Source organism: Streptomyces sp. NBC_01450 (assembly GCF_036227505.1).
Lineage (GTDB): Bacteria > Actinomycetota > Actinomycetes > Streptomycetales > Streptomycetaceae > Streptomyces.
Genome location: NZ_CP109480.1, coordinates 7371761 through 7394931 on the forward strand (window position 1 = coordinate 7371761; position 23171 = coordinate 7394931).

Sequence of the window (23171 nt, forward strand, 5' to 3'; positions counted from 1 at the left end):
GACGTGCCCGTGAAAACCCGTACTCTCCCGTGCCCGTGAAAAAGGGCGGGCGCCCGTTCCCGGACGCCCGCCCCTTCACCGCCGTAGGTGTTACGGCGTGACCTTCTCGATCTTCACGCTGCCGAGGCCTGCGGCCGTCCCGCGGGCGTTCACCAGCTGGACCCGGCCGAAGAACTCACGTCCCTCGGGAGCCGGCGCGGCCGCGGTGACCTCGCCGGAGACCGTCGCGGTGCCGCCCGTGGCGAGCTTGACCGGCGTGGACTCGTCGACCTTGACCGAGCCGAGCGCGGCGGAGAAGAACACGTCACGGTAGTCGTACGCGGTCGAGCCCGACGGGACCGAGTAGCCCACGACCTCGATGGTGTACGTACCGGCGGCGGGGTTGGGGATGGAGACCGCCTCCTCCGCGTCGCCGTCCGCGGACTGCGCGACCTGCTTGCCGGCGGAGTCGTACACCGTCAGGTCCAGGTCGGCTGCCGTGTCCGAGACGTTGCCGATGGCGACGTCGAGCGACGCGGCGCCCGCGGGCACGTCGACCGTGCTGGTCTGCGTGGCGCCGTCGGCGATGGTCGGCCGGGCCGTCTTCGAGGAGCCGAGCGGGCCGCCCTTCAGGGTGCCGTCGAGCGCCGCGAAGTTGTTCGTCACCTTCCAGGAGGCGGTGACCGGGGTGCCGACCTTGGCCTCTGACACGGTCACGGTCTCCGGGTCGAAGGCCGCGCCGAGCACGGTGGCGTCCAGCGTGTACGGGTTGTCGAGCAGCGGCGACGTACGGCGCGCCTCGACCTCGACCTCCCAGACACCGGGCTGCGGGTCCGCGTACGCACGCACGTCGGGCTTGCAGCCGTTGGTGTTCGGGTAGTTGCTGTAGCAGTACGGCGTGCCGGTGTCCTCGACCGGGACACCGTACGGGTGGATGGAGATGAACCGGGTCTGGCTCAGGTCCTTCAGCCCGCCGATCGCGACCTCCAGCGCCTTCGCGCCCTCGGGCACGGTCAGGAAGTACGACTGCGTGCTGTTGCGCTGCACCGAACTCGACTTGGAGAACGTGTACTTGAGCGGCGTGGAGACCACGACCGTCGTCAGGATCTGCTTGTCGACGCCCTCGGTCCGCGGGTCGTCGACCTCGAGGATCGCGCTCTTGATGCCGGACGAGGAGGCCTTCGCGGTGACCTTGACGGTGACCGGCTTGTTCAGTTCGAGCTTGACCTCGTCGGAGCCGGCGATCCTGAAGGTGTCACCGGCGTTGTTCTCGAAGTGCAGCTCGTGGCGGATCGCCTTGTCCGGGCCGGACGTACGCGTGATGGTGATCTCGTACGACTTCTTCACGCCGGCCTTGAGGCCGCCCTCGCGGTCGTAGAGGCCGGTGCCGAAGCCCGGGGTCTTCAGCGCGTAGTCGATCGCGGTGTCGACGGGGGCCTTGACGGTGTAGTCGTGGGCGGTCGCGTCGTCCTTGATCGACTTCCACGCGTCCACGATGTTGATGAGGCCCGCGCCCTCCTCGTACGCCTGCACACCCTTGATGTGGTCGGCGGTCGAGGTGAGGGCCGTGCGCAGCTCGGCGGGCGTCAGGGCGATGCCCTTCTGCTTGGCGGCGCTCAGCAGCAGCGCGGACGCGCCGGCGGCCTGCGGGGAGGCCATCGAGGTGCCCTGGAGCATCGAGTAGCCGGCCGGCAGGGAGTAGCCGGCCTGGGCGACCGGGGAGCCCGGCAGCCAGGTCTGCGTGGTGTTGATCGCGGCGCCGGGCGCGGTCAGCGTCGGCGTGAAGCCGCCGTCCTCACGCGGACCGCGCGAGGAGAACGGCATCATCGCGTACTTCTTCTCCACGACGGAGCCGTAGTTGGCGGCCCAGGTGTCCTTGGAGATGGACGCGCCGACCGAGATGACCTTGTCGGCCAGGCCGGGGTCGCCGATGGTGTTGGCGCCGGGGCCGGAGTTGCCCGCGGAGATCACCAGCTGGACACCGTAGGTGTCGATGAGACGCGTGTAGAGCTCGGAGCGCGCGTTGTTGCCGTCGTTCAGCGCGGGCAGGCCGCCGATGGACATGTTCACGATGTCGACGCCGTGGTTGACGACGAGGTCGAGCATGCCCTCGGTGAGCGCGACGTTGGTGCAGCTCGGGCCGAACACGCAGGCGCGCGACGAGACGATCTTCGCGCCGGGGGCGGCGCCGTTCATCTTGCCGCCGAACAGGCCGTTCGCGGAGGTGATGCCGGCGACGTGCGTGCCGTGCTCGCTCGCGATCAGACCGATGTTGACGAAGTCGGCCTTCTTGCCGACCCAGTCGCCCCCGTAGGGGTCCATCGGCACGTCCTTGCGGATCTGCACGACGAACGGCTGGCTCTCGACGACGTCGGTGGCCGGGTTGTCGGTCCCGAAGCGACCGATCTGGTAGCCGTCCTTGTACGGCTTCATCGCGGTGTCGTCGGTGAAGTCGTGGTTGTTGTTCACGTCGACGGTGACGGTGCCGGCCGCCGGGTCGTACAGGACGCCCCACGCGTCGGTGGTGTCGCCGTCACGGTTCACGTCGCCCGCGGCGTCGCCGCCCGCGGTCGCGGACTCCCGGAACGTGCTGATCTCGTACGAGCCCGCCGGGGACGTCCAGCTCTGGCCGCCGTAGGTGAAGGCGGGCCCGGAGACCGCGCTGACCATGGGCCGCCAGCTCAGGTCGTTGTCGAGGATCGGGTCGGTCGAGGTGACCCAGTCGACGATCTTGCGCTCGCCGGTGGTGGTCTTCTGCAGCGCCGGGTGGCTCAGGTCCACACCGGAGTCGAGGATGCCGATGGTGATGCCCCGGCCGTCCGCCTTCGGGTTCTTCTTCACGAAGTCGACGGCGCCCGTCTCGAAGGACGGGTTGTACGGGTTCTCGGCGGGGGTGTTCTTGTCGGGCGCGGCGTAGGTCTTCGTGGCCTTCGAAGAGGCGCCCTTGGCCGTGTCGGCGCTCGGCGTCGGGTCGTCGAGCGCGATGTCCTGGCGCAGGTCGATGGCGTGCACCGAGGTCAGTTTGGTGGCGGCGGCGATGGCCGCGTCGGCCTTGGCGGTCGGGACCGTGGCCCGGACGTAACCGACCTTGTCGTACGTCTGGCCGACGGAGCCGCCCTTGACCGCGTCCATCTCCTTGGCGACCTGTTCGGTCTGCCCGGGAGCGGTGGCGATCATCATCGTGACGTTCTTGGCGCCGTCGGCCTTGGCGTCGGCGAGGAGGTCCGCGTCGTCCGAACCGAGCTTGGCGCTCGCGGACTTGGTGCCCGGGCCGGGCGTGGCGGGTGCGTGGTCCGCGGAGAAGGCCATGGGTATCGGCCCGGCCGAGGAGAGCGCGGCCACCAGGCCCGCGGCCACGGCGATGCGGGCCACGCGTCTCGCGCCCGATATCGGTGCGCGCTGAGGATCGGTCATCAGCATCCCTTGTAGGTAAAGGAACGAGCGTGGAGTGACCGGTCCCGACGTTCCCCGGGACACGATCACATCAGTCCGGTATGTGGACCCGGATGACCGCTCAGCTTTACCTAAGGGGCAGTTGTTTGGGGAGAGTTGACCGTGGCGGGATGGAACCATGGCGTACTTCCGCCATACGCCACGCCGGTCAAAACACGGTATGACGGGACATGGTCAACCAATCGGCGACTGCTCGCCGCCCGCCCTCCGGCCGCTCAGGCCTCCCGTGTGCGCGCGTAGTGGCGGGACGCCTTCGCGCGGTTACCGCAGGACGCCATCGAGCACCAGCGGCGGGTGCCGTTCCGCGAGGTGTCGAAGAAATGCAGGATGCAGGCGTCGTGGGCGCAGTGGCGGATGCGGTCGGGGGCGGTGGCGAGCAGTTCGAGGTAGTCGCGGGCGGCGAGCCAGGCGGGCCCCCAGGACGGGTCGCCGAACTCCGCTTCCTCACCGGGTCCTTGGGCGGTGAGTGTCACGCGGACGCGGCCGTGCGCGAGGACGGAGTCGATCCGGGCGGCGGTTTCCTCCAGGGTCCCGTCGACGGCCGAACGCAGGGCGTCGCGGGCTTCCCGCACATGCAGCAGCACGGTGTCGTCGGCCGGGAAGTCCAGCCCGTTCGCCGCCAGCCACACCGCCAGGCCCTCGGTGTCCGTCAGCAGGTCCTGCGTCACTCCCTCGCGGTTCCAGCGGGTGTTGAGCAGGTCGAGCGAGACCGGCTCCCCGGTGAGTGGACGGGGATCGGCGGTGGTGGACATGAGGAGCTCCCTTCGGCGCTAACCACTCAAGAGTAGGTCACTGGTTGACGCCTTCCACTCTAACCTCTAATCTCGATGACAAGGGTTAGCTCTTCCGTGGGGCGGCCGACGACAGACGGGACCGTCATGACCTTGCGCACCGGCCACATCGGCCTGAACGTCACCGACCTCGACCGCTCGCTCGCCTTCTACCGCGACGTCCTGGGCTTCGGCGTGCTCTCCGAGGGCAAGGAGGAGGAGCGGCGGTACGCGTTCCTCGGATCCCTCGCCGGTGACGGCCGCCCGGTGCTCACCCTCTGGCAGCAGGCGCGGGAGCCGTACGACAAGGCCCGCGCCGGTCTGCACCACCTCTCCTTCGAGGTGGACTCGGTCGACCGGGTCAGGGAGTACGAGACGGCCCTGCGCGACTACGGCGTCGACTTCGCGCACGAGGGCGTGGTCGCCCACCGCGAGGGCTCGGCGTCCGGCGGCATCTTCTTCCACGACCCCGACGGCACCCGGCTGGAGATCTACGCGCCGAGCGGGGCGGAAAACGCCCCGGTGCCGTCCGCCACCGCTCCCACCTGCGGTTTCTTCTAGGATCTCGTGAGAGAGGGGCGCGCCATGACGTACCACTCCGGTTCACGGGCCGTGCAGGACCGGGTGGGTGTGCGCGAGCTCGCCGATCACGTGGGGCGGTCCGTCGGACAGGGCATCCGCCCCGTGGCCGCCGCGTTCCTCGAACTCCAGCCGATGCTGGTGGTGGGCGCGGCCGACCCGGCGAGCGGAGCGGTGTGGGCCTCGCTGCTCACCGGCGAGCCCGGGTTCGTACGGGCGACGGGCGTCCGGCAGATCTCGGTCACGGGCGGCGGCCCGCGCGAGGGCGACCCACTGGCGCCCGCGCTCGCCACCCTGGGCACCTCCGTCGGCACGATCGCGCTCGACCCGCGCACCCGCCGGCGTATGCGCGTCAACGGCCGGGTCCGCCCGACCCCCCGCGGCTTCGCGATCGAGGCCGACCAGGTCTTCTCCAACTGCCCGAAGTACCTCCAGAAGAGGGAGTCGTACGAGAAGGCCGAGCGTTCGCCGGCCACGCCCCGTCGGTCCGCCGAGCTCTCCTTGGAGCAGCGGCGGTTCGTCGAGTCCGCCGACACCTTCTTCCTGGCCACCGTCCACGCGCACGGCGCCGACGCCAGCCACCGGGGCGGCAACCCCGGCTTCGTCCACGCCCCCTCACCGCACGAGCTGCACTGGCGCGACTACCCGGGCAACTCCATGTTCCTGACCCTCGGCAACCTGGAGGCCGACCCGCGGGCGGGGCTGCTCTTCCTGGACTGGGTGTCGGGGTCGGTGCTGCAGCTGACGGGCAGGGCCCGCACGCGGTACGCGGCCGACGGGCGGCGCACGGTCCGCTTCACCGTCACCGGGGCCGTTCAGACGCCCGCCGCCAGCCCGCTGCGCTGGTCGCCGCCGGAGTACTCACCGGCCAATCCGGCGCTGCCGTAGGCGACTTGCCGGGCCGCCGTACCGTAACGTCTGGGCATGCCGAAGCAGTTGAGGGTGGCGGCCTACGCCGTATGCGTGCGGGACGGGCGGATGCTGCTGGCCCGCTGGGTCGCGGGTGACGGAAGCAGGCGGTGGACCCTGCCCGGCGGCGGCATGGACCACGGCGAGGATCCCTACGACACCGTCATCCGCGAGGCCGAGGAGGAGACGGGTTACGCCGTCGAGCCCGTCGCGCTGCTCGGTGTCGACTCCATGCTGCGCTCCCACCCGCGCCGACTCGGCCCGCCCGGCGACTTCCACGCCCTGCGGATCGTCTACGAGGCCCGTGTCACCGGCGGCGAACTCCGCCACGAGACGAACGGCTCCACCGACATGGCGGCCTGGCACCCCCTCGACGAGGTACCCGCCCTCGACCGGGTCGCACTGGTCGACGTGGGACTGCGGCTGTGGCGCGAGCGGCCGCCCGTCGGGCGCGTCGGCTCCGAAACGGCGGGGGATTGACTTGCTCCTCGGGCTGGAGCCCGAGGATTCTGGCCTTCTCGTCCGTTGCTGTGCCGCTACGCGGCACAGGGTTGGGGCGGGAATCCGTGGCTTCCTGTTTCTTCGCGCTGTGCCGGGACGAGTCCTGGTCCTACCGGCGCTCCGCAGGCTGTCACCGCCAGTCCGGCGGCCGTTTTGACGTTCTTCGCGGCATTGTGGTCCCGGTCATGGACGGCGCCGCAGGCGCTACAGGTCCATTCCCGGACGCTCAGGGGCTTGGGACCGTCTTTGACACCGCAGGCCGAGCACGTCTGGGAGGTCGGCTCGAACCGGCCGATCCTGACCAGGGTCCGCCCGTACCGGGCGGCCTTGTACTCCAGCATGTGCACGAACGCCGACCATCCGGCGTCATGGACACTCCTGGCCAGCCTGGTGCGCGCGAGTCCATTGACCGCCAGGTCCTCCACGCCGACCGCTTGGTTGTCGCGGATCAGCTTCGTGGAGAGCTGGTGATGGAACTCGCGGCGCGCATCGGCCACCTTCGCGTGGGCACGGGCGACCTTCAGGCGGGCCTTCTCCCGGTTCTTGGATCCCTTCTGCTTGCGGGACAGCTCCCGCTGGGCGCGTTTGAGTTTCTTCTCCGCGCGGCGCAGGAACCGCGGGGAGTCGATCTTCGTCCCGTCCGAGAGGACGGCGAAGTGGGTGAGTCCCAGGTCGATGCCGACGCTCTGGTCGGTGTCGGGCATCCGGGCGGCGTCCGCGGCCGGGTCGGTGTCGATGACGAACGAGGCGAAGTACCGTCCGGCCGCGTCCTTGATCACGGTGACCGAGGAGGGCTGTGCGGGCAGGGTGCGTGACCACTTCACCTTCACCGCGCCGACCTTGGGAAGGTTCAGCCGCCCGGAACCGGTGACCGACCAGCGGGCATTGGCCGTGAAGCGGATCGACTGGCGGCTGTCCTTGCGGGACTTGAACCGGGGCGCACCGCTCTTCGCGCCCTTACGCTCGCCCTTGAGGGAGGCGAAGAAGTTCCGGTACGCGGATTCCGCGTCGCGCAGGGACTGCTGGAGGACGACCGCGGAGACCTCGCCCAGCCAGGACCGCTCGGGTGTCCGCTTGGCCTGGGTGATCAGCTTCCGGGACAGCACACTTGCCGTAGGGAAGGGTTCGCCCGCCCTGCGGGCGTCCTCGCGCACGCGCACGGCATCGTTGTACACGACGCGGGCACACCCGAACGCCCTTGCCAGCGCGAGGCGTTGGCCCGGTTCCGGGTACAGCCTGAAGGCGTACCGAAGCTGCATGCGGTGATCGTACGAACGAGCGCCACCCACTACCAGAGAGAACGTGTGTACGGTCGATACTCCCTCGAACCGGGGGGTCGCGGGGCGGCCGGGCCCAACGGGCCACCCACTCCAGCTGGTCCTTTGCCCAGCTGGGGCAGTTCATCGCGTACAAGGCACGCAAGGCCGGGGTGCTGGTGGTGCACGTCGATCCGGCGTACACCTCTCGCACCTGCGCCGAATGCGGGCACGTCGACAGGGCGAACCGGGTGAGTCAGGCCTGGTTCGCGTGCCGGAACTGCGGATTCGCTGATCACGCGGACCGGAACGGCTCCCGCAACATCCGCGCCAGAGCGTGGGAGTTGTGGCGACGCGGGGCCCAGTCAACGGCCCCCGTCCCACCACCGCACCAGCGGAGTGGGACTGGACGCAAACGCGGCATCACTGCCAGTGATGCTCGTTGTGCAAACCCGGCGCTTTAGCGCGGGTAGTTGACCACGAGCTCCGTGTTGCGGTCCCGCGAGGCGCCGGCCAGCTCGGTGCTGCGGCCCGGGGAGTTGAAGGCGAGCTCGCGGTAGAGGGCCGCGAGTCCGGTCTGGCTGAGGTCGGAGAAGTCCGTGCGGTGCGGGGCCGCCGACTCGATGAGGGTGGTGAACAGGGAGAGCGTGCCGTCCTTGTTGTCGACGACCTCGATGATGCGCGCGAGGTGCGGGAAGTCGACGTGGGAGGCGGTGTTGATCTCCCAGAAGGAGCCGTGGTTCGGCGCGGAGTGCGCGATGATCTCGTTCTTGTGGGTGTGGCCGTTCACCCAGGCCAGCACGTTGCGGTGCTTGGCGAGCGTGGCGACCACGTCCTCACCGCCGTGGCGCTTGTCGCTCGGGTGCGCGGGGTCGGTGCGGCGGTTGGTCATCGACTTGCTGGTGTGGTGGCTGAAGACGATGGCGTACGAGTCCTTGTTGTCGCTCAGCGTCTTGTCCAGCCAGCGCAGCTGGGTCGTCCCGATGGAGCCCATGTAGTGGCCGCCCGGGTCGGTGGTGTCGATGCTGATGCCGATGATGTCGTCGGAGATGCGGAAGGCGTAGTACTGGGTGCCCGCGGCGAGGTTGGCCGCCGAGTAGCCGTGGCCGACCGGGCCGGGGCCGGTGTGCGCGGGGTCGAGGTGCGCCTTGAGGTACTCGGCGGGCGTGAAGGGGGCGCGCGACTCGTCCGGGGTGACCGCGCGCAGCTGCCGCGCATGCGTCTTGAGGAGGTCCCTGAGCTGGGTGCCCTTGGGGTCCTTGTCGTTCTTGATGGCGGCGCGCAGGGCGACGCTCGCCGAGGCGGGCAGCGTCATCAGCTTCTTGCCGCCGACGGCGAACTCGGCGAGGAAGGAGTCGCCGTGCCGGTAGCAGCCCAGCGGCAGCGCGTCGTGGTTGCCGACCGTGGAGTACCACGGCAGGCCGAGGCCGGGGCTGCGCAGCTCACGGATGGCGGCCGCGAGGAAGCCGTGCAGATGCGGGAAGCCACGCTGCTTGTCGGCGTCGCGCAGGGCCGCGTCCGGCTGCCAGTACAGCTTGAGGCCGCTGTTCTGGACACCCTCGTAGTGGCGCGGGTCGCCGCTGTTGGGGCTGATCCGGCCGCCGCTCATGACCTTCAGGAACCAGTCCAGCTCCGTCTTGGAGTTGTTGTCCGTGTTGTCCCCGGTGGTCATGACGAAGTGCAGCGGGGAGCCGGTGACGGGGGCTCCGCGCAGCGCGTTGACCCGCTCGACGAGCGAGACGGCGCCCGCCACGGTCAGCGACTCGTGCGGACGCCAGGCGTTCGCGGCGCCGGAGCGCAGGTACTCGAGCCGCAGCGGGTGCTGGACGTCGATCAGGTGCAGGTCGGTGAACTGCACGAACGCGGCGAGCGCGGTACGCCGGTCGGCCCGCCCGGACTTGGCCGCGGCCAGGTCGCTTCGTACGACCCGCTTCCAGGCGGGGCCGTCGCCGAGCCGCCGGTAGCCGTCCGTGCCGGAGCGCGCCGCGGCCACGCTCTCCAGGGTGGTACCGCGCACGTAGGGGGCGAGGGGTGCGGCGGGTGCCTGCCGGGACACGGCGAGGGGCGCCTCACCCGCGTCCGTGGTGGCGGCGTGCGCCTCGGAGTCGGGCCGCAGGGCGTAGCCGATGCCCGCGGAGAGGGTCACCGCCCCGGTGGCGGCGAGCAGGGTACGGCGGTTCATGGCGGCGGAAGTGGCGACAGAGCGTATGCGCGACATGGCGCGATCTCCCCGAGTGCGAACGCGTCGGCAGTGGTCGCGGGGGGTTCGTTGCGGTAACTCCCCGCTCACTCTGGATCGTTGGCACCGGGGGTGACCTGGACGTTAACGAGGCGGCAACGGCCGACGCCGATCACCGTACGTGGATCTTGGACCACCCTGCGCGTCCACGGCCCCTCTCCGAACGGCCGGGAGGCGGTCACTCCGTGTTCATTTTCCGGGGTACTGGACCAGTTCCCGGCCGCCGGACCCCCGCCGCTACGACACGAAGACACCCACTCGAGCAGCTCGTGGCGATCGCGATGACCCACAAGCCGCTCTTTACGCCGGGCGCGTCCTGGAGTTACTCCAACACGAACTATGTGCTGGCCGGCGTGGTGATCGAGAAGGTCACCGGCCACTCGTACGCCTCGGAGATCCGCCGCCGCGTCATCGAACCGCTCGGCCTGCGCGCCACGTCCGTCCCCGGCACGCGGACGACGCTCCCGCGGCCCAGCGGCCGCGCGTACTCGAAACTGGTCCGGACGACGACGGGCCCGACGTACGACGTCACGCGGGACAGCGATGCGGTGATCGAGGGGGAGTTCTGCGCCGAGTAGGCCTCTGAACGGCCTCCTCGGTGGAGGTCAGCGCGGGCTCCACTCGCCGTCCCCCAGCACCATGTCGGGATCGAACATGACGATCACGGCGGCGATCAGGAGGACGGCGAGGGGCCCGGCGAGCATGAAGAGCAGGAACGACAGCAGACCGGCGGGCGACTGGGAGGCCGTGACCTGCTGGGTGACGTGCACCGAGACGGCGGCCATACCGGTGTAGTGCATCCCGGTCACGGCCACGCCCATGACGAGGCTCGCCCCCAGGCTCGACCACAGGGTGTGGATGGATACCGCCGCCCACAGGGCCGCGGTGGCGGCGGCCACCGCGATCAGCACGGACAGCGCCACGGTCGGCACGTCGTACCGCAAGGTCCCGGGCATACGGATGGCGGCCATGCCGATGTAGTGCATGGCGGCCACGCCCAGGCCGGTGATGACACCCGCCACGCCGAGATTCAGCGGCGCGGCGCCCCGATAGCCGACGAGGAAGACCCCGACGGCGACCACGGCGATCGCGACAACCAGGCTGAGCACGGTCATCGCCGAGTCGTAGCTCACCAGCGCGCCCCCGACGCTGAAGCCGATCATGGCGATGAAGTGCATGGTCCATATGCCGCAGCCGATGGACACCGCGCCCAGCGTCAGCCAGCCGGCCTTGCGGTCCTGACGTCTGCGCTGCAGCGACCGTGTCGTGCAGCGCAGTCCCAGGGCCGCTCCCAGGCAGGCCATCAGATAGGCCGCGATCGGGGTCGCGGCCCCGTAGTAGAAATCGGAAACATCGGCGGTCATGACGGGGCGTCCCTTTTCCTGCGTGACGGGGGGCGGTACCGCGCCGTGGCGCGGAGTCGATGAACAGCCCTCCGGTCGGGAGGCCTCTGAAGAACCGTCAGGGGTCGGATCAAGCCACCTGGCTGACTTGTTCGCAATTCAAACACACTTTGACCACATCCTCTCCTTGTCGAAGAGGAGTTCTACATAAAGATGCAAAGTGCTCCTCAATGATCAGAAAAGCCCCGGAAGGGGTGAAGTGAACGCGCCGAACAATCAGATGAAGTCATCTTCGAAGCAAATGAAAGACTCGAAGGACTCGAACAATCAGAAAGAGATTCAAAGTGGCACTTCTCCATAGCGGCGCGGTCCGCCGCACCGGCACGCTCGTACTGGGTTCGGCGCTGCTCGCCGGCTCTGTCCTCGGCGCGGGAGCCGCGTACGCCGCCGCCCCGACCGGCCCGACGGCGAAGATCGGCGGCTGGTCCAAGCACGTCGAACTGAAGCCGGGTGGCGTGTCCAGGACGTTCACGATCACCGTGCGCAACCGGACCGACCACACCCTCAAGGGCGTCGACATCGGCTACAGCACGTACGCCGCCGAACGACCGGTCCTCAAGGAGTACACCCACGGCATGTGGAAGACCGTGCGGTGGGGGTGCAAGCACCAGCGCAACGCCGGCGCCCCCTCGTTCGCGGCGTTCGCCTCGGGCCGGACACTGAAGCGCGGCGCCACGGTCACCTACACGGTGCGGGTGTCCCTGCCCCGGCACTGGGACAAGAGCGTCTCCAGCGTGCAGGCCCAGGCGGGGGCGCGGGGCGAGGGCTGGAGCGACTTCCGGTCCGTCGACTTCAGGGTCGCCCGCTGACCCTCGGTCACCGAGAACCCAGGAGGAGGGGCCGCCGAGGCACCGGCGGCCCCTCCTCTCCCCTCCTGATACCGCTCCGGTCCGTCACTACCGGGGCAGGACCACGACATACGCCGCCGGATCCCGGTCGTTCGCCGCCATCAGCGCGGTACGGACCACCGTCGCCTGCTGCTCCCTCGCGTCCCGCAGCTTCCTCGGAGTGATGTGGACGACCGTGATGCCCAGCCGCTCCAGGTGCTCGCGCTTACGGGCGTACTCGGACCAGAGGGCGTCGTCCTGTCGATCGCCCGGCCGGGGCGCCCGGGTGTCCAGCTCGACGGCCACCGCCTGCTCGGGCCAGTACGCGTCGAGGCCGCCCAGGTGCGGGCCGCCCGGCAGGCGCAGGTCGACGTTCCAGACCGGGTCGGGCAGGCCGTACTCCCGCACCATCCGGTAGAGGCGGTCCTCCGCGATCGCCCGGCCCTCCGCCAGCAGCGAGTCCACCGCGTCCACCACGTGCGGGCGGCTCAGCAGCCGCGCCTGCGTCAACTCCCGCACCACCGCCGGCGGTTCACAGTGCCCGGCGCGCACCGCCTCCGTCAGCAGCCGCCGTACCGCGCCCGCGTCCGACAACTCCGCCACCGCGTCGGCCAGGGCGCGCGGCACCGGGGCGACCGGGAGACCCGTGAGGTACGCCGGGGTGGGAAGCGAGGGCGTACGGACGATGTGGGCGCAGCCGTGCGAGCGCAGCCGGCGCAGCCGGGGGACCAGGACGTCGATCCTGTCGAGGGAGGTCAGCGGGGGCGCCGAGGTGAAGCCGTGCAGGGTGAGCGCGGCCAGGCCCGTGATCAGCGCGTCCGTGTACGGCCGTGGGGCGTGCGGTTCCTCGGCGCCGGGCTGGACGGGGATGCCCGGCGCCGGCGATGGCGCGGGGGTGCGGCCCGCGAACAGCAGGACCGCGTGCAGGCGTTCCTCGGAGGTGGGCGGCCCCGGGTGGAGGAGGAAGACGCCGGGGAGGATCTGCTGCCAGGGGCCGCCCGGCCGGCACCGCTCGTTCGTGTCGGCGGCCGTGACGCCGTGGGCGCGCAGCTGAGCGGTGGTCAGGACCCGCCGCTGTGTGCGGGACAGGTGGCGCAGGGGGAGGGGGGAGAGCGGGGTGTTGTGGTTCATGAACGGGGGTTTCCCGCGTCCGGTCCGTCCCCTAACCGCTGTTACACGCCCGTCGACAAATCCGGACAAGCTCGTCCTAAAGTACGGGCGTTCGACTGCCGAAAGGCGCTGGTCCCGATCGGGGTTACGGGGCCCTGTGCGCGGGTTCGGTAACGGGGCCCGGGACGCCGCGTCGGCGACCCGGGCCCCGTCATTCCGGGGCCCGTCGTCCCTACGCGCCCGCCGCCGCGTCGCACGCCTGCCCCCGCAGGGCGCGCGCCAGGTCGTCCCGCGCCTCCAGGACCAGACGGCGCAGGGCGGGGGGCGCGTCCTCGTGGGCGGTGAGCCAGGCGTCCGTCGCGTCCAGGGTCTCCTGGGAGTCCTGGAGGGACGGGAACAGTCCCTTGACCACGTCCATGCCGATCTGGATGGACCGCTCGGCCCAGACGCGCTCGATGGCCGCGAAGTACTTCGCGGCGTACGGAACCAGCAGTTCCCGATGGGAGGGCTGCGAGAAGCCGGCGATGGTCGCCTCGACCAGCGCGTTCGACAGCGCGTCCGACTCGACGACCTGGGCCCACGCCTGGGCCTTGACCGCCGCCGAGGGGCGGGCGGCGAGGCAGCGGACCTGGTGGCGCTTGCCGGAGGCCGTGTCGTCGCGGGCCAGTTCGGCCGCGAGGAGGGCCTCGTCGGCGACGCCGTGCGCGGCCAGCGGTTCCAGGAACGCCCAGCGCAGCTCCTGGTCGACGTCCAGGCCGTCGACCTCGGCGGTGCCCTCCAGCAGATGCAGCAGCAGGTGCAGATCGGTCTTCTCGGAGGCGACCGTCGCGAAGAAACGGGCCCAGGTCAGCTGGTGCTGGCTGCCGGGCTCGGCGAGCCGCAGTTCCTTCAGGGCGCCCTGGGCGAGCAGCCGGCCGCCCTCGGCCCGCCACTCGGGGGTCGCGTAGTGGACGAGCGCCGAGTCCGCCCAGGCGTGCAGCATCTGCAGGACGCCGATGTCGGACTCGCGGCCCGCGAAGCGCAGCACCAGGCTCACGAAGTCCCGCGCCGGCATCAGCGCGTCCCGGGTGAGGTTCCACAGCGCCGACCAGCACAGCGCGCGGGCGAGGGGGTCGGTGATGTCGCCGAGCCTTTCGCGCAGCGTGTCCAGCGAGTTCTCGTCGAAGCGGATCTTGCAGTACGTGAGGTCGTCGTCGTTGACGAGGACCAGTTCGGGGGCGTCCACGCCGACCAGCTCCCCGACCACCGTGCGGGGGCCGTCGACGTCCACCTCGGCGCGGGCGTACCGCACCAGGGAGCCGTCGGCGCCCTCACGCCGGTACAGGCCCACCGCGACACGGTGCGGGCGCAGTTCGGGGTGCGACTCGGGGGCCTCCTGGAGCACGGCCAGCTCGGTGACGCGGCCCTCGGCGCTCAGGATCACCTGCGGGGTGAGGGAGTTCACCCCGGCCGTCTGGAGCCACGCGCGCGACCAGGTCGCCAGATCACGTCCGCTGGTCTCCTCCAGGGCCGACAGCAGATCGCCGAGGCGCGTGTTGCCGTACGCGTTGCGCTTGAAGTAGCGGCGCGCGCCCTCCAGGAACGCGTCCTGCCCGGCGTACGCGACGAGCTGCTTGAGCACGCTCGCCCCCTTCGCGTACGTGATCCCGTCGAAGTTGAGCTTGGCGTCCTGCAGGTCGCGGATGTCGGCGGTGACGGGGTGGGTGGAGGGCAGTTGGTCGGCGCGGTACGCCCAGGACTTGCGGCGGTTGGCGAAGGTGATCCAGCCGTTCTCGAATCGGGTCGCCCCGACCAGCGCGAACGCGCCCATGAAGTCGGCGAAGGACTCCTTGAGCCACAGGTCGTCCCACCACTCCATGGTGACGAGGTCGCCGAACCACATGTGCGCCATCTCGTGCAGGATGACGTTCGCCCGGCCCTCGTACGACGCCTCGGTCACCTTCCCGCGGAAGATGTACTCCTCGCGGAACGTGACGAGCCCCGGGTTCTCCATCGCGCCGAGGTTGTACTCGGGCACGAACGCCTGGTCGTACTTCCCGAAGGGGTAGGGGAAGTCGAAGTGATCGTGGAAGAAGTCCAGGCCCTGCTTGGTGACGAGGAAGACGTCGTCGGAGTCGAAGTAGGGGGCCAGGCCCTTGCGGCACATCGCGCCGAGCGGGATCTCCAGCGTCGTACCGTCGTCGAGCGTGCGCGTGTAGCTGTCCGTGACGTAGTGGTACGGGCCCGCCACGAACGCGGTGATGTACGTCGAGATCGGCTTGGTCTCGGCGAACTTCCACACGCCGTGGACGAGTTCACCGACGCCGTTGCTCCAGACCGTCCACCCCTCGGGGGCCCGCACCTCGAAGCGGAAGGGGGCCTTGAGGTCCGGCTGCTCGAAGTTCGCGAAGACGCGCCGGGAGTCGGCGGGCTCGTACTGGGTGTAGAGGTAGACCTCGCCGTCCTCGGGGTCGACGAAGCGGTGCATGCCCTCGCCGGTGCGGGAGTAGGCGCACAGCGCGTCGACGATCAGCTCGTTGTGGGCCTGGAGGTTCTCCAGCCGGATGCGGGAGCCGTCGAAGACCTCGCCGGGGTCCAGAGCCTTGCCGTTGAGCGAGACCGCGGTGACGCTCGGTGCGACCAGGTCGGCGAAGCTCGCGGCGCCGGGCTCCGCGCAGCGGAAGCGGATCGTGGTCATCGAGCGGAACGTACGCGGTTCGGTCGCGGTGTCGCCCAGGGCGGAGCACAGATCGAGGGAGACCTCGTACCCGTCCACGGACAGCAGGGCTGCCCGCTCCTGGGCCTCGTCGCGGGTCAGATTCTCACCGGGCACGGGCGGCACTCCCTCGGGGCGGCGTCACGGACGGATACTGCGGAACGGATGTCCGGCATCCGGTGTCGGATACGGCTGGACAGGAGCGATCCTGCCATGTGCCCCTGACGCTGGACACCCGGGAATGAGGCGAGTGACCTCCGGTGTTGCTCGGGGAAACACCGTTTTCCGAGGAGAACCATGCCCGAGACCGCTGCTCCCAAGACCCCCGTCGACTTCTGGTTCGACCCGCTGTGCCCCTGGGCCTGGATGACCTCGCGCTGGGTGCTGGAAGTGGAGAAGGTCCGGGACATCGAAGTCCACTGGCACATCATGAGCCTCGCGGTCCTCAACGAGGACCGGCTGGACCAGCTGCCCGAGGAGTACCGGGACATGCTCGCCACCCAGGCCTGGAAGCCCATCCGCGTGGTCACGGCCGCCTGGCAGAAGCACGGCGAGGACGTCCTCGGCCCGCTCTACACCGCGCTCGGCACCCGTATCCACAACCAGGGCGAGGGCCCGACCCTCGAGGCGATCGCGGGCGCCCTCGAGGAGGTCGGCCTCCCGGCCTCCCTGCTCGACTACGCCGAGCAGGAGGACTTCGAGTTCGACGCCGAGCTGCGCGCCTCCCACAAGGAGGGCATCGAGAAGGTCGGCCAGGAGGTCGGCACCCCGGTGATCGCGGTCCCCGGCGCCGACGGCGAGCAGGTCGCCTTCTTCGGCCCGGTCGTCACGCCCGCCCCGAAGGGCGAGGCCGCGGCCAGGCTGTGGGACGGCACGCTGCTGGTCGCCTCGACCCCCGGCTTCTACGAGATCAAGCGGACCCGCACGCAGGGCCCGGACTTCAGCAACCTGTAAGGGCGACCAGGTTCATTCCGGCTCGGGCATCTTCGCGGGCGGGTCGAACGGCTTGACCCGCCACGCGTGCCGGATGTTGCGGCAGTCGAAGTCGGTGCGGCCGCAGATCCAGTAGTCGTCCACATACGCGTTCGGCTTCTGGAGGTTCGCCAGTTCCCGGATGACCGCCCGCTCCCGGTCGTCCCGGGGCTGGCGGTGCGGCTGGTCGGACCCGCATGTGTAGCAGGGATACGTCTTTTCCCTCGGCATCCCGCAACGATGCCCCGGAAGCGTTCGTACCGTAAGGCCCCGTGAGGCTCCTTTTCGCTCTTCACGGGGCCTTCGCTCGCTCTCCGGACAGGCGCGGACGGTGGGCTTGCGCCGGAGCGCGCACGCGAGTGCGCCGCGACCGGGATACTGGCGGGTCATGAGTACGACGAACATGACCCACAGCGCCGTGAGTCCCGCAGCTCCGGTGAGCACGACCCTGTTGCTCGCCCGGCACGGCCGGACCGTCTGGCATGCCGAGAACCGCTACGCCGGAGTGAGCGACGTCCCCCTCGCCGACGAGGGCCGTGCCCAGGCCGAGGCGCTGGGCCGCTGGGCCGCCGGGCACCCCGTGGACGCCGTCTGGACGTCGACGCTCTCGCGCGCCGCCGCCACGGCCGAACCCGCCTGCCGTGCCCTCGGTCTCACCGCGCACCGCGAACCGGCACTGCGTGAATGCGACTTCGGGGTGGTGGAGGGCCGTACGCTCGCCGAGTTCGAGGCCGAGAACCCGGCCAGGGCGAAGGCGTACCGGGCCGACCCGGTGTCGTACCCCTTCCCGGAGGCGGAGGACCCGCGCACCGCGGCGGCCCGCGGGGCGGCCGTCCTGCGCCGCATCGCGGCCGCGCACCACGGCGAACGTGTCCTGGTCGTCGCCCACAACACCCTGCTGCGTCTGGTGCTCTGCTCTCTGCTGTCCATCCCGCTGGGCGAGTACCGCCGGGTCCTCCCGCGCCTGCGCAACGCGGCGATCACCGAACTCCGTATGACGGACGGGGCCGCCGCGCTGCTGTCGCTCAACGTGCCCTGCGCCTGACGCGGGCGGTGTACGCAGGAGGAGGGCCCCCGCGAGTCACGTCCTCGCGGGGGCCCTTTGTTTCTCCCTCGTGCGGGTAGCGCGAGGGCCTTTCGGGGGAGCGGGAAGGATCAGCGGGCCGCGCGGGCCCGCTGCCATACGTATCCGACGGCCGCCAGGAACAGCGTCATGCCGCCGGTCGAGTACAGCTGCACCCGGGTGTCCGGCTGCCGGGCCATCAGGATGAAGATCGCGACCATGCCGGCCAGCGCCAGCCAGGTCAGCACGGGGAACGCCCACATCCGCACGACCAGCTTCTCCGGTGCCTCGCGCTCCACCCTGCGGCGCAGCAGCAGCTGGGAGACCGCGATGAAGATCCACACGACCAGGATCACCGCGCCGATCATGTTCAGCAGCCACGGGAAGACGTCGTCCGGCCGCCAGTAGCTCAGCAGCACGCACACGAAGCCGAAGACGCAGGAGGCGAGCACCGCGACGCGCGGGACCCCGGCGGAGACCCTGCCGAGGGCCTTCGGGCCCTGGCCGCGCTCCACCAGCGAGTAGGCGATGCGCGAGGAGCCGTAGATGTTGGCGTTCATCGCCGACAGCAGCGCGACGAACACGACCACGTTCATCAGCTGACCGGCGCCGGGGATGCCCAGGTGGTCGAGGGCGGCGACGTAGGGGCCCTTCTCGACGACCTCCTTCGAGTCCCACGGGACCAGCGTGACGATGACCGCCATGGAACCGATGTAGAAGAGCGCGATGCGCCACATCGCCGTACGGACGGCGCGTGCGACGCCCTGGACCGGGTTCTGCGACTCGGCCGCCGCGATGGTGACCGTCTCCATACCGCCGTACGCGAAGACCGACGCGAGCAGGCCGACGACCAGCCCCTCGCCGCCGTGCGGGAGGAAGCCGCCCTGGCCGGTGAGGTTCGAGGTGCCGGGGGAGTCCGTGCCGGGCAGTACGCCCGCGACGGCCAGTACGCCAAGGACCAGGAACAGGCTGATCGCGCCGACCTTCAGCGCGGCGAACCAGAACTCGAACTCGCCGAAGTTCTTCACGGCGGCGAGGTTCGCGACGCAGAAGACCGCCATGAACAGGGCCACCCAGGCCCACTCGGGCGTACCCGGCAGCCAGCCGGTGACGATCTTCGCCGCCCCGATCCCTTCCAGCCCCACGGCCGTGCAGAGCAGTACCCAGAAGGACCACCCCGCGGTGAAGCCCGCCCACGGTCCGATCGCCCGCTCGGCGTGCGCCGAGAACGAACCCGAGGACGGATACGCGGCCGACATCTCGCCGAGCATCCGCATCACCAGCATGACGAGCAGACCGGAGACCGCGTACGCGATCACGATCGACGGTCCGGCGGCGGCGATCCCCGCGCCGGACCCGACGAACAGACCGGCGCCGATCACGCCGCCGAGGGCGATCATCGACAGATGGCGCTGTTTGAGGCCGTGGGACAGCGGGGCGTGTGTGCCGGGATCGGTGGGTGGGGTGTCGAGGGTGGTGCGGGACATGAGAGCGGGTGGTCCCTTACGTGCGAGTGAGCAAAAACGCCCACAGTCTGGGCAGCCTCTCCGCTCAGAGGGAGAGGCTGCCCACTATGCGGACACCCGCGGTACGGAGCGTGAGATTCCTTTTACTCGGCCACGGAGGTGTAGTGCGAGGCGTCGCCCTCGATCGAGTAGCTCTCCTTGCCCTCGATGCCGACCGGGATGTCACCGGCGACGGTGACACGGTTGAGGCGGCGCGGCTGTCCGTCGTAGTTGTCGATGGCGTAGTGCTGGGTGATGCGGTTGTCGAACAGGACGAGCTGGTTCGGGGACCAGTGCCAGCGCAGGATGTTCTCCGGGCGGGTGACGTACGACTGGAACAGGTCGAGCAGCTTGCGGGACTCGCCCACCGACAGCCCGACGATCCGCTGCGCGAACCCGCCGATGAACAGCCCGCGCTCGCCGGTCAGCGGATGGACCCGGACGACGGGATGGGCGGTGCGGAACTTGATGGACGTGAACTGGGCGCGCTGGGCGGCCTGTTCCTCGTCGATCTGCTCGTCGGGCACCGCGTAGTCGTAGTCGTTGGTGTGCTCGGCCCACAGGGTGTCGGCGAGCGTGCGCAGCGGGGCGGGCAGATCCCGGTAGGCGGCCGCCGAGCTGGCGATCAGGGTCTCGCCGCCGTACGGCGGGATCGTGATGCTGCGCAGGGTGCTGGCCTGGGGCGGGTTGAGGACGAAGGTCACGTCGGTGTGCCAGTGGTTGGCGCGGCCGCGCTCGCTGTCGACGGGGAGCACGTTCGGGGCCCCGTCGACGGCGGCCACCGTCGGGTGGGCGGTGGTGAGGTCGCCGAAATGGCGGGCGAAGGCCTGCTGGCCCTCGTCGTCGAGGTGCACGTCGTCGAAGACCAGGGCCTTGTGGACGTCGAGGGCGTCGCGGACGGCGGTGACCTGCTCCTCGTCGAGGGGCTTGGAGATGTCCAGGCCCAGGACCTGGGCGCCTATGTTCGCGGTGACCTTGCGGATCTCGATGGACATGGTGAAGTCCTTTCAGACGAGGGCAGGTTGGGCGTACTGGTTGGCGGGCCGGGGCAGCCCGTATCGCTCGCGCAGGGTCCCCCGGGGGCCGTACTCCGTGCGGAGCAGACCGCGGGCGCGCAGGATCGGGACGACGTGGTCGACGAAGGCGTCGAGGCCGGAGGGCAGGACCGCGGGCATGATGTTGAAACCGTCCGCGGCACCCTGGGCGAACCAGGTCCCGATCGCGTCGGCGACCTGCTCCGGCGTACCGGCGAAGGTGAGGTGGCCGCGTCCGCCGCCGAGCCGGCCGATCAACTGCCGTACGGTGAGCCGGTCACGGCGGGCGAGTTCGACGACGAGCGTGTAGCGGCTCTTGGCGCCCTCGATGGCCTCCTCGGGCGGCAGGTCCGCCGGGAGCTGGGCGTCCAGTTCCAGTGTTCCGGGGGCCAGTTGCAGCAGGCGCTCCAGGCGGTCCACGCCGTGCGTGTACACGATGTGGTCCTCAAGGAGCCGCTCGTTCGCCCGCGCCTCGGCCTCCGTCGAGCCGAGCACCGGGACGATGCCGGGCAGCACCTTGATGTGCTCGGGGTCCCGGCCGGCCGCCGCCGTACGGGACTTGAGGTCCGCGTAGAAGGCCTGGGCGTCGGCGAGGGTCTGCTGTGCGGTGAACACCGCCTCCGCGTACCGGGCCGCGAACGCCTTGCCGTCCTCGCTCGAACCCGCCTGCACGAGGAGCGGATATCCCTGGGGTGAACGGGGCACGTTGAGGGCGCCCTCGACACTGAAGTACGTGCCCTGGTGGCGTGGCGGGTGGATCTTGGCGTCGTCGCCCCACACGCCGGCCGCCTTGTCGGCGACGATCGCGTCGTCCTCCCAGCTGTCCCAGAGCTTGAGCGAGACGTCCAGGAACTCGGCGGCGCGCGCGTACCGTTCGGCGTGCGCGGGCTCGGCGTCGAGGCCGAAGTTGCGGGCGGCCTCCGCACCGGCCGTGGTGACGATGTTCCAGCCCGCCCGGCCGCCGCTGACGATGTCGAGAGAGGCGAACTTGCGGGCCAGGTTGTAGGGGGAGTTGTAGGACGTGGACGCCGTGGCGATCAGGCCGATGTGCTCGGTGGCCGTCGCCAGTGCGGTGAGCAGGGTGAGCGGTTCCAGGGAGCCGGCCGGGCGCTGGGCCAGGTTGTTCCACAACTGGGGTCCGTCGGCCAGGAAGAGGGAGTCGAAGGTGCCGCGTTCGGCGATCCGGGCCAGCTCGACGTAGTGGGCGAGTTCGACGTGGGCGTAGGGGTCGCTCTCCGGCAGCCGCCACGATGCCTCGTGGTGGCCGGTGTTCATCAGGAAGGCGTTGAGGTGGAGTCGGCGGGTCATGCGTGGTCCTCCGTCACACCGAGGGCGGCAAGGAGGCGCTCCCGGTATTCACCCAGTACCGGCTCCCGGTAGGAGCGCGGGTGGGGGCGGTCGATGGTCAGGTCGAGACCGATCCGGCCCTGGTCGAGCACGAGCACCCGGTCGGCGAGCACGATCGCCTCGTCCACGTCGTGGGTGACGAGCAGCACGGAGGGCCGGTGGCGCTCCCACAGCTCGCGCAGCAGGACGTGCATCCGGATCCGGGTGAGTGCGTCCAGGGCGCCGAACGGCTCGTCGGCCAGCAGGAGTTCGGGTTCTCGGACGAGCGAGCGGGCCAGGGCGGCGCGCTGGGCCTCGCCGCCGGACAGCTCGTTGGGCCAGGCGCGTTCGCGGCCTTTGAGGCCCACCTCGGCGAGGGCTTCGCGGCCCTTCTCGGCCGCTTCCTTGCCGTTCGTGCCGAGCAGCACGTTGTCGAGCACCCGCCGCCAGGGCAGCAGCCGGGAGTCCTGGAAGACGACCGACACCCGCTCCGGGGCGGTGAGCCGGCCGCTTCCGGCGACCTCGTGGTCCAGGCCGGCGATGGCGCGCAGCAGCGTGCTCTTGCCGGAGCCGCTGTGCCCGAGCAGGGCCGTGAACTGTCCGGCGGGCAGGTCGAGGTCGATGTCGTCGAGGACCGTACGGCCGTCGAACGAACGGGTGAGACCTCGGAGTCGGACGGCCGGGGCGGCGGTCAGCTGCTGAGTGTGCGGCGCCATGACAGCACCCTCCGTTCGACGAGACGGACCGCGCTGTCGGAGGCCAGGCCGAAGACGCCGTAGATCAGCAGGCCGACCAGGATGACGTCCGACTGGCCGTAGTTCTGGGCCTGGAACATCATGTAGCCGAGGCCGCTGGTGGCGTTGATCTGCTCCAGGACCACCAGGCTCAGCCAGGAGCCGGTCACCCCGAGGCGCAGCCCCACGAAGAAGCCCGGCAGTGCGCCGGGGATGACGATCTGGCGGACGAACTGGAGCCTCGACAGGCCCTGGACCTCCGCGAGTTCGACGTAGCGGTGGTCGATGCCGGACAGCGCGGCGTGCAGGTTGAGGTAGATCGGGATGTAGACGACGATCGCGATGATGGCGATCTTGAAGGTCTCACCGATGCCCAGCCAGAGGATGAACAGCGGGATGAGACCCAGGGTCGGGATCGCCCGGTTGAGCTGCACGGTCCCGTCGATCAGCGCCTCGCCGATCCGGCTGAGCCCGGAGGCCAGTGCGAGGACGACGCCGGCGGTGAGGCCGAGCGCGAAACCGTAGGCCGCGCGCTCCAGGGAGGTCAGCACGTCCGTGGGCAGCGTGCCGTCCGTCCACAGATGGCCGGCGGTCCTCAGGACTGTCCAGGGCGCCGGGATCGCCCCCGGGTCCAGCTGTCCGGCGGCGGAGGCGGCCGCCCACAGGGCGAGGAAGAGGGCGGGGCCGATGAGCCGGGAGGCGGCCAGACGCTTGCCGGGAGCCAGGCCCCGGCGCCTCCTGCGCCGTACGGCAGGCGTGTCCTCGGCGGCGGTCACCGGCACGGCGGCGGTGGTGGTCGTGGTTGTCGCCATGGCC

The 23171-nt window shown here is 70.4% G+C and carries 19 protein-coding genes and 2 pseudogenes; 8 read left to right on the forward strand and 13 right to left on the reverse strand.

Features of this window, described 5'->3' with window-relative positions; genetic code table 11:
- Positions 1–90: 90 nt before the first annotated feature.
- Both OG568_RS32815 and OG568_RS32820 read right to left on the reverse strand, forming a co-directional pair.
- Positions 91–3393, reverse strand: a complete 3303-nt coding sequence (locus tag OG568_RS32815; RefSeq protein ID WP_329534158.1) for a S8 family serine peptidase — start codon at positions 3391–3393, stop codon at positions 91–93.
- A gap of 254 nt (positions 3394–3647) precedes the next feature.
- On the reverse strand, positions 3648–4184 hold the full coding sequence (locus OG568_RS32820) for a CGNR zinc finger domain-containing protein (RefSeq protein ID WP_329534159.1): 537 nt from the start codon (positions 4182–4184) through the stop codon (positions 3648–3650).
- Positions 4185–4310: 126 nt separating this feature from the next.
- Between OG568_RS32820 and OG568_RS32825 the strand changes: the two genes are divergently transcribed.
- The 3 genes from OG568_RS32825 to OG568_RS32835 are packed head-to-tail and all read left to right on the forward strand — an operon-like array spanning position 4311 to position 6170.
- On the forward strand, positions 4311–4763 hold the full coding sequence (locus OG568_RS32825; protein ID WP_329534160.1) for a VOC family protein: 453 nt from the start codon (positions 4311–4313) through the stop codon (positions 4761–4763).
- A 24-nt stretch (positions 4764–4787) separates the two neighbouring features.
- Positions 4788–5669 (forward strand): pyridoxamine 5'-phosphate oxidase family protein, encoded by an 882-nt coding sequence (locus OG568_RS32830; RefSeq protein WP_329534161.1) that lies wholly within the window; start codon positions 4788–4790, stop codon positions 5667–5669.
- A 36-nt stretch (positions 5670–5705) separates the two neighbouring features.
- Positions 5706–6170, forward strand: a complete 465-nt coding sequence (locus OG568_RS32835; protein WP_266413913.1) for an NUDIX hydrolase — start codon at positions 5706–5708, stop codon at positions 6168–6170.
- A 56-nt stretch (positions 6171–6226) separates the two neighbouring features.
- Here OG568_RS32835 and OG568_RS32840 read toward each other — a convergent pair whose 3' ends face one another.
- Positions 6227–7450, reverse strand: coding sequence for an RNA-guided endonuclease InsQ/TnpB family protein (locus OG568_RS32840; RefSeq protein WP_329534162.1), 1224 nt, complete (start codon positions 7448–7450; stop codon positions 6227–6229).
- A gap of 89 nt (positions 7451–7539) precedes the next feature.
- Here OG568_RS32840 and OG568_RS32845 point away from each other — a divergent pair.
- Positions 7540–7911, forward strand: a pseudogene (locus OG568_RS32845) (zinc ribbon domain-containing protein); the annotation flags it as partial.
- Here the strand turns inward: OG568_RS32845 and OG568_RS32850 are convergent.
- A complete protein-coding gene (locus OG568_RS32850) occupies positions 7908–9665 on the reverse strand; it encodes a TIGR03767 family metallophosphoesterase (RefSeq protein ID WP_266413915.1) in 1758 nt (585 codons plus the stop codon). The pseudogene OG568_RS32845 and the gene OG568_RS32850 sit on opposite strands and share 4 nt — an antisense overlap.
- 281 nt (positions 9666–9946) lie before the next feature.
- Here OG568_RS32850 and OG568_RS32855 point away from each other — a divergent pair.
- A pseudogene (locus OG568_RS32855) lies at positions 9947–10219 on the forward strand (serine hydrolase); the annotation flags it as partial.
- Between the two features lie 72 nt (positions 10220–10291).
- Here OG568_RS32855 and OG568_RS32860 read toward each other — a convergent pair.
- Positions 10292–11050, reverse strand: coding sequence for an MHYT domain-containing protein (locus tag OG568_RS32860; RefSeq protein ID WP_329534163.1), 759 nt, complete (start codon positions 11048–11050; stop codon positions 10292–10294).
- Between the two features lie 323 nt (positions 11051–11373).
- Between OG568_RS32860 and OG568_RS32865 the strand changes: the two genes are divergently transcribed.
- Entirely contained in the window at positions 11374–11898 is a 525-nt protein-coding gene (locus OG568_RS32865; RefSeq protein WP_329534164.1) for a hypothetical protein, read from the forward strand.
- Positions 11899–11985: 87 nt separating this feature from the next.
- On the opposite strand, the gene OG568_RS32870 is transcribed toward OG568_RS32865, so the two are convergent.
- Both OG568_RS32870 and pepN read right to left on the reverse strand, forming a co-directional pair.
- The gene (locus OG568_RS32870; RefSeq protein WP_329534165.1) at positions 11986–13047 is read right to left on the reverse strand and encodes a hypothetical protein; all 1062 of its coding nucleotides are present in this window, start codon (positions 13045–13047) and stop codon (positions 11986–11988) included.
- 211 nt (positions 13048–13258) lie between these two features.
- A complete protein-coding gene (pepN, locus tag OG568_RS32875; protein ID WP_329534166.1) occupies positions 13259–15838 on the reverse strand; it encodes an aminopeptidase N in 2580 nt (859 codons plus the stop codon).
- A gap of 180 nt (positions 15839–16018) precedes the next feature.
- On the opposite strand from pepN, the gene OG568_RS32880 reads away from it, so the two are divergent.
- Positions 16019–16675 carry a mycothiol-dependent nitroreductase Rv2466c family protein gene (locus OG568_RS32880; RefSeq protein ID WP_329534167.1) on the forward strand — a complete coding sequence of 219 codons (657 nt, stop codon included), beginning with the start codon at positions 16019–16021 and terminating at the stop codon, positions 16673–16675.
- 12 nt (positions 16676–16687) lie between these two features.
- Here the strand turns inward: OG568_RS32880 and OG568_RS32885 are convergent, their stop codons facing one another.
- Positions 16688–16924 (reverse strand): hypothetical protein, encoded by a 237-nt coding sequence (locus tag OG568_RS32885; RefSeq protein WP_266582483.1) that lies wholly within the window; start codon positions 16922–16924, stop codon positions 16688–16690.
- A gap of 157 nt (positions 16925–17081) precedes the next feature.
- On the opposite strand from OG568_RS32885, the gene OG568_RS32890 reads away from it, so the two are divergent.
- The gene (locus OG568_RS32890; RefSeq protein ID WP_266413922.1) at positions 17082–17738 is read left to right on the forward strand and encodes a histidine phosphatase family protein; all 657 of its coding nucleotides are present in this window, start codon (positions 17082–17084) and stop codon (positions 17736–17738) included.
- Between the two features lie 110 nt (positions 17739–17848).
- Here OG568_RS32890 and OG568_RS32895 read toward each other — a convergent pair whose 3' ends face one another.
- The 5 genes from OG568_RS32895 to OG568_RS32915 all read right to left on the reverse strand — a co-directional run bounded on the left by OG568_RS32895 (position 17849) and on the right by OG568_RS32915 (position 23167).
- Positions 17849–19243, reverse strand: a complete 1395-nt coding sequence (locus tag OG568_RS32895) for an amino acid permease (RefSeq protein WP_329534168.1) — start codon at positions 19241–19243, stop codon at positions 17849–17851.
- 122 nt (positions 19244–19365) lie between these two features.
- Entirely contained in the window at positions 19366–20256 is an 891-nt protein-coding gene (locus OG568_RS32900) for a TauD/TfdA dioxygenase family protein (RefSeq protein WP_329534169.1), read from the reverse strand.
- Between the two features lie 12 nt (positions 20257–20268).
- On the reverse strand, positions 20269–21603 hold the full coding sequence (locus tag OG568_RS32905) for an LLM class flavin-dependent oxidoreductase (RefSeq protein ID WP_329534170.1): 1335 nt from the start codon (positions 21601–21603) through the stop codon (positions 20269–20271).
- Positions 21600–22337 carry an ABC transporter ATP-binding protein gene (locus OG568_RS32910; RefSeq protein WP_266413926.1) on the reverse strand — a complete coding sequence of 246 codons (738 nt, stop codon included), beginning with the start codon at positions 22335–22337 and terminating at the stop codon, positions 21600–21602. The genes OG568_RS32905 and OG568_RS32910 overlap by 4 nt, the downstream gene beginning before the upstream one ends.
- Positions 22313–23167 (reverse strand): ABC transporter permease, encoded by an 855-nt coding sequence (locus tag OG568_RS32915; RefSeq protein WP_329534171.1) that lies wholly within the window; start codon positions 23165–23167, stop codon positions 22313–22315. The genes OG568_RS32910 and OG568_RS32915 overlap by 25 nt, the downstream gene beginning before the upstream one ends.
- Positions 23168–23171 lie beyond the last annotated feature (4 nt).

Coding starts and splice junctions, on each gene's coding strand:
- OG568_RS32815 (WP_329534158.1), bottom strand. CDS start 3,393: ATGACCGATCCTCAGCGCGCACCGATATCGGGCGCGAGACGCGTGGCC.
- OG568_RS32820 (WP_329534159.1), bottom strand. CDS start 4,184: ATGTCCACCACCGCCGATCCCCGTCCACTCACCGGGGAGCCGGTCTCG.
- OG568_RS32825 (WP_329534160.1), top strand. CDS start 4,311: ATGACCTTGCGCACCGGCCACATCGGCCTGAACGTCACCGACCTCGAC.
- OG568_RS32830 (WP_329534161.1), top strand. CDS start 4,788: ATGACGTACCACTCCGGTTCACGGGCCGTGCAGGACCGGGTGGGTGTG.
- OG568_RS32835 (WP_266413913.1), top strand. CDS start 5,706: ATGCCGAAGCAGTTGAGGGTGGCGGCCTACGCCGTATGCGTGCGGGAC.
- OG568_RS32840 (WP_329534162.1), bottom strand. CDS start 7,450: ATGCAGCTTCGGTACGCCTTCAGGCTGTACCCGGAACCGGGCCAACGC.
- OG568_RS32850 (WP_266413915.1), bottom strand. CDS start 9,665: ATGTCGCGCATACGCTCTGTCGCCACTTCCGCCGCCATGAACCGCCGT.
- OG568_RS32860 (WP_329534163.1), bottom strand. CDS start 11,050: ATGACCGCCGATGTTTCCGATTTCTACTACGGGGCCGCGACCCCGATC.
- OG568_RS32870 (WP_329534165.1), bottom strand. CDS start 13,047: ATGAACCACAACACCCCGCTCTCCCCCCTCCCCCTGCGCCACCTGTCC.
- OG568_RS32880 (WP_329534167.1), top strand. CDS start 16,019: ATGCCCGAGACCGCTGCTCCCAAGACCCCCGTCGACTTCTGGTTCGAC.
- OG568_RS32885 (WP_266582483.1), bottom strand. CDS start 16,924: ATGCCGAGGGAAAAGACGTATCCCTGCTACACATGCGGGTCCGACCAG.
- OG568_RS32890 (WP_266413922.1), top strand. CDS start 17,082: ATGAGTACGACGAACATGACCCACAGCGCCGTGAGTCCCGCAGCTCCG.
- OG568_RS32895 (WP_329534168.1), bottom strand. CDS start 19,243: ATGTCCCGCACCACCCTCGACACCCCACCCACCGATCCCGGCACACAC.
- OG568_RS32900 (WP_329534169.1), bottom strand. CDS start 20,256: ATGTCCATCGAGATCCGCAAGGTCACCGCGAACATAGGCGCCCAGGTC.
- OG568_RS32905 (WP_329534170.1), bottom strand. CDS start 21,603: ATGACCCGCCGACTCCACCTCAACGCCTTCCTGATGAACACCGGCCAC.
- OG568_RS32910 (WP_266413926.1), bottom strand. CDS start 22,337: ATGGCGCCGCACACTCAGCAGCTGACCGCCGCCCCGGCCGTCCGACTC.
- OG568_RS32915 (WP_329534171.1), bottom strand. CDS start 23,167: ATGGCGACAACCACGACCACCACCGCCGCCGTGCCGGTGACCGCCGCC.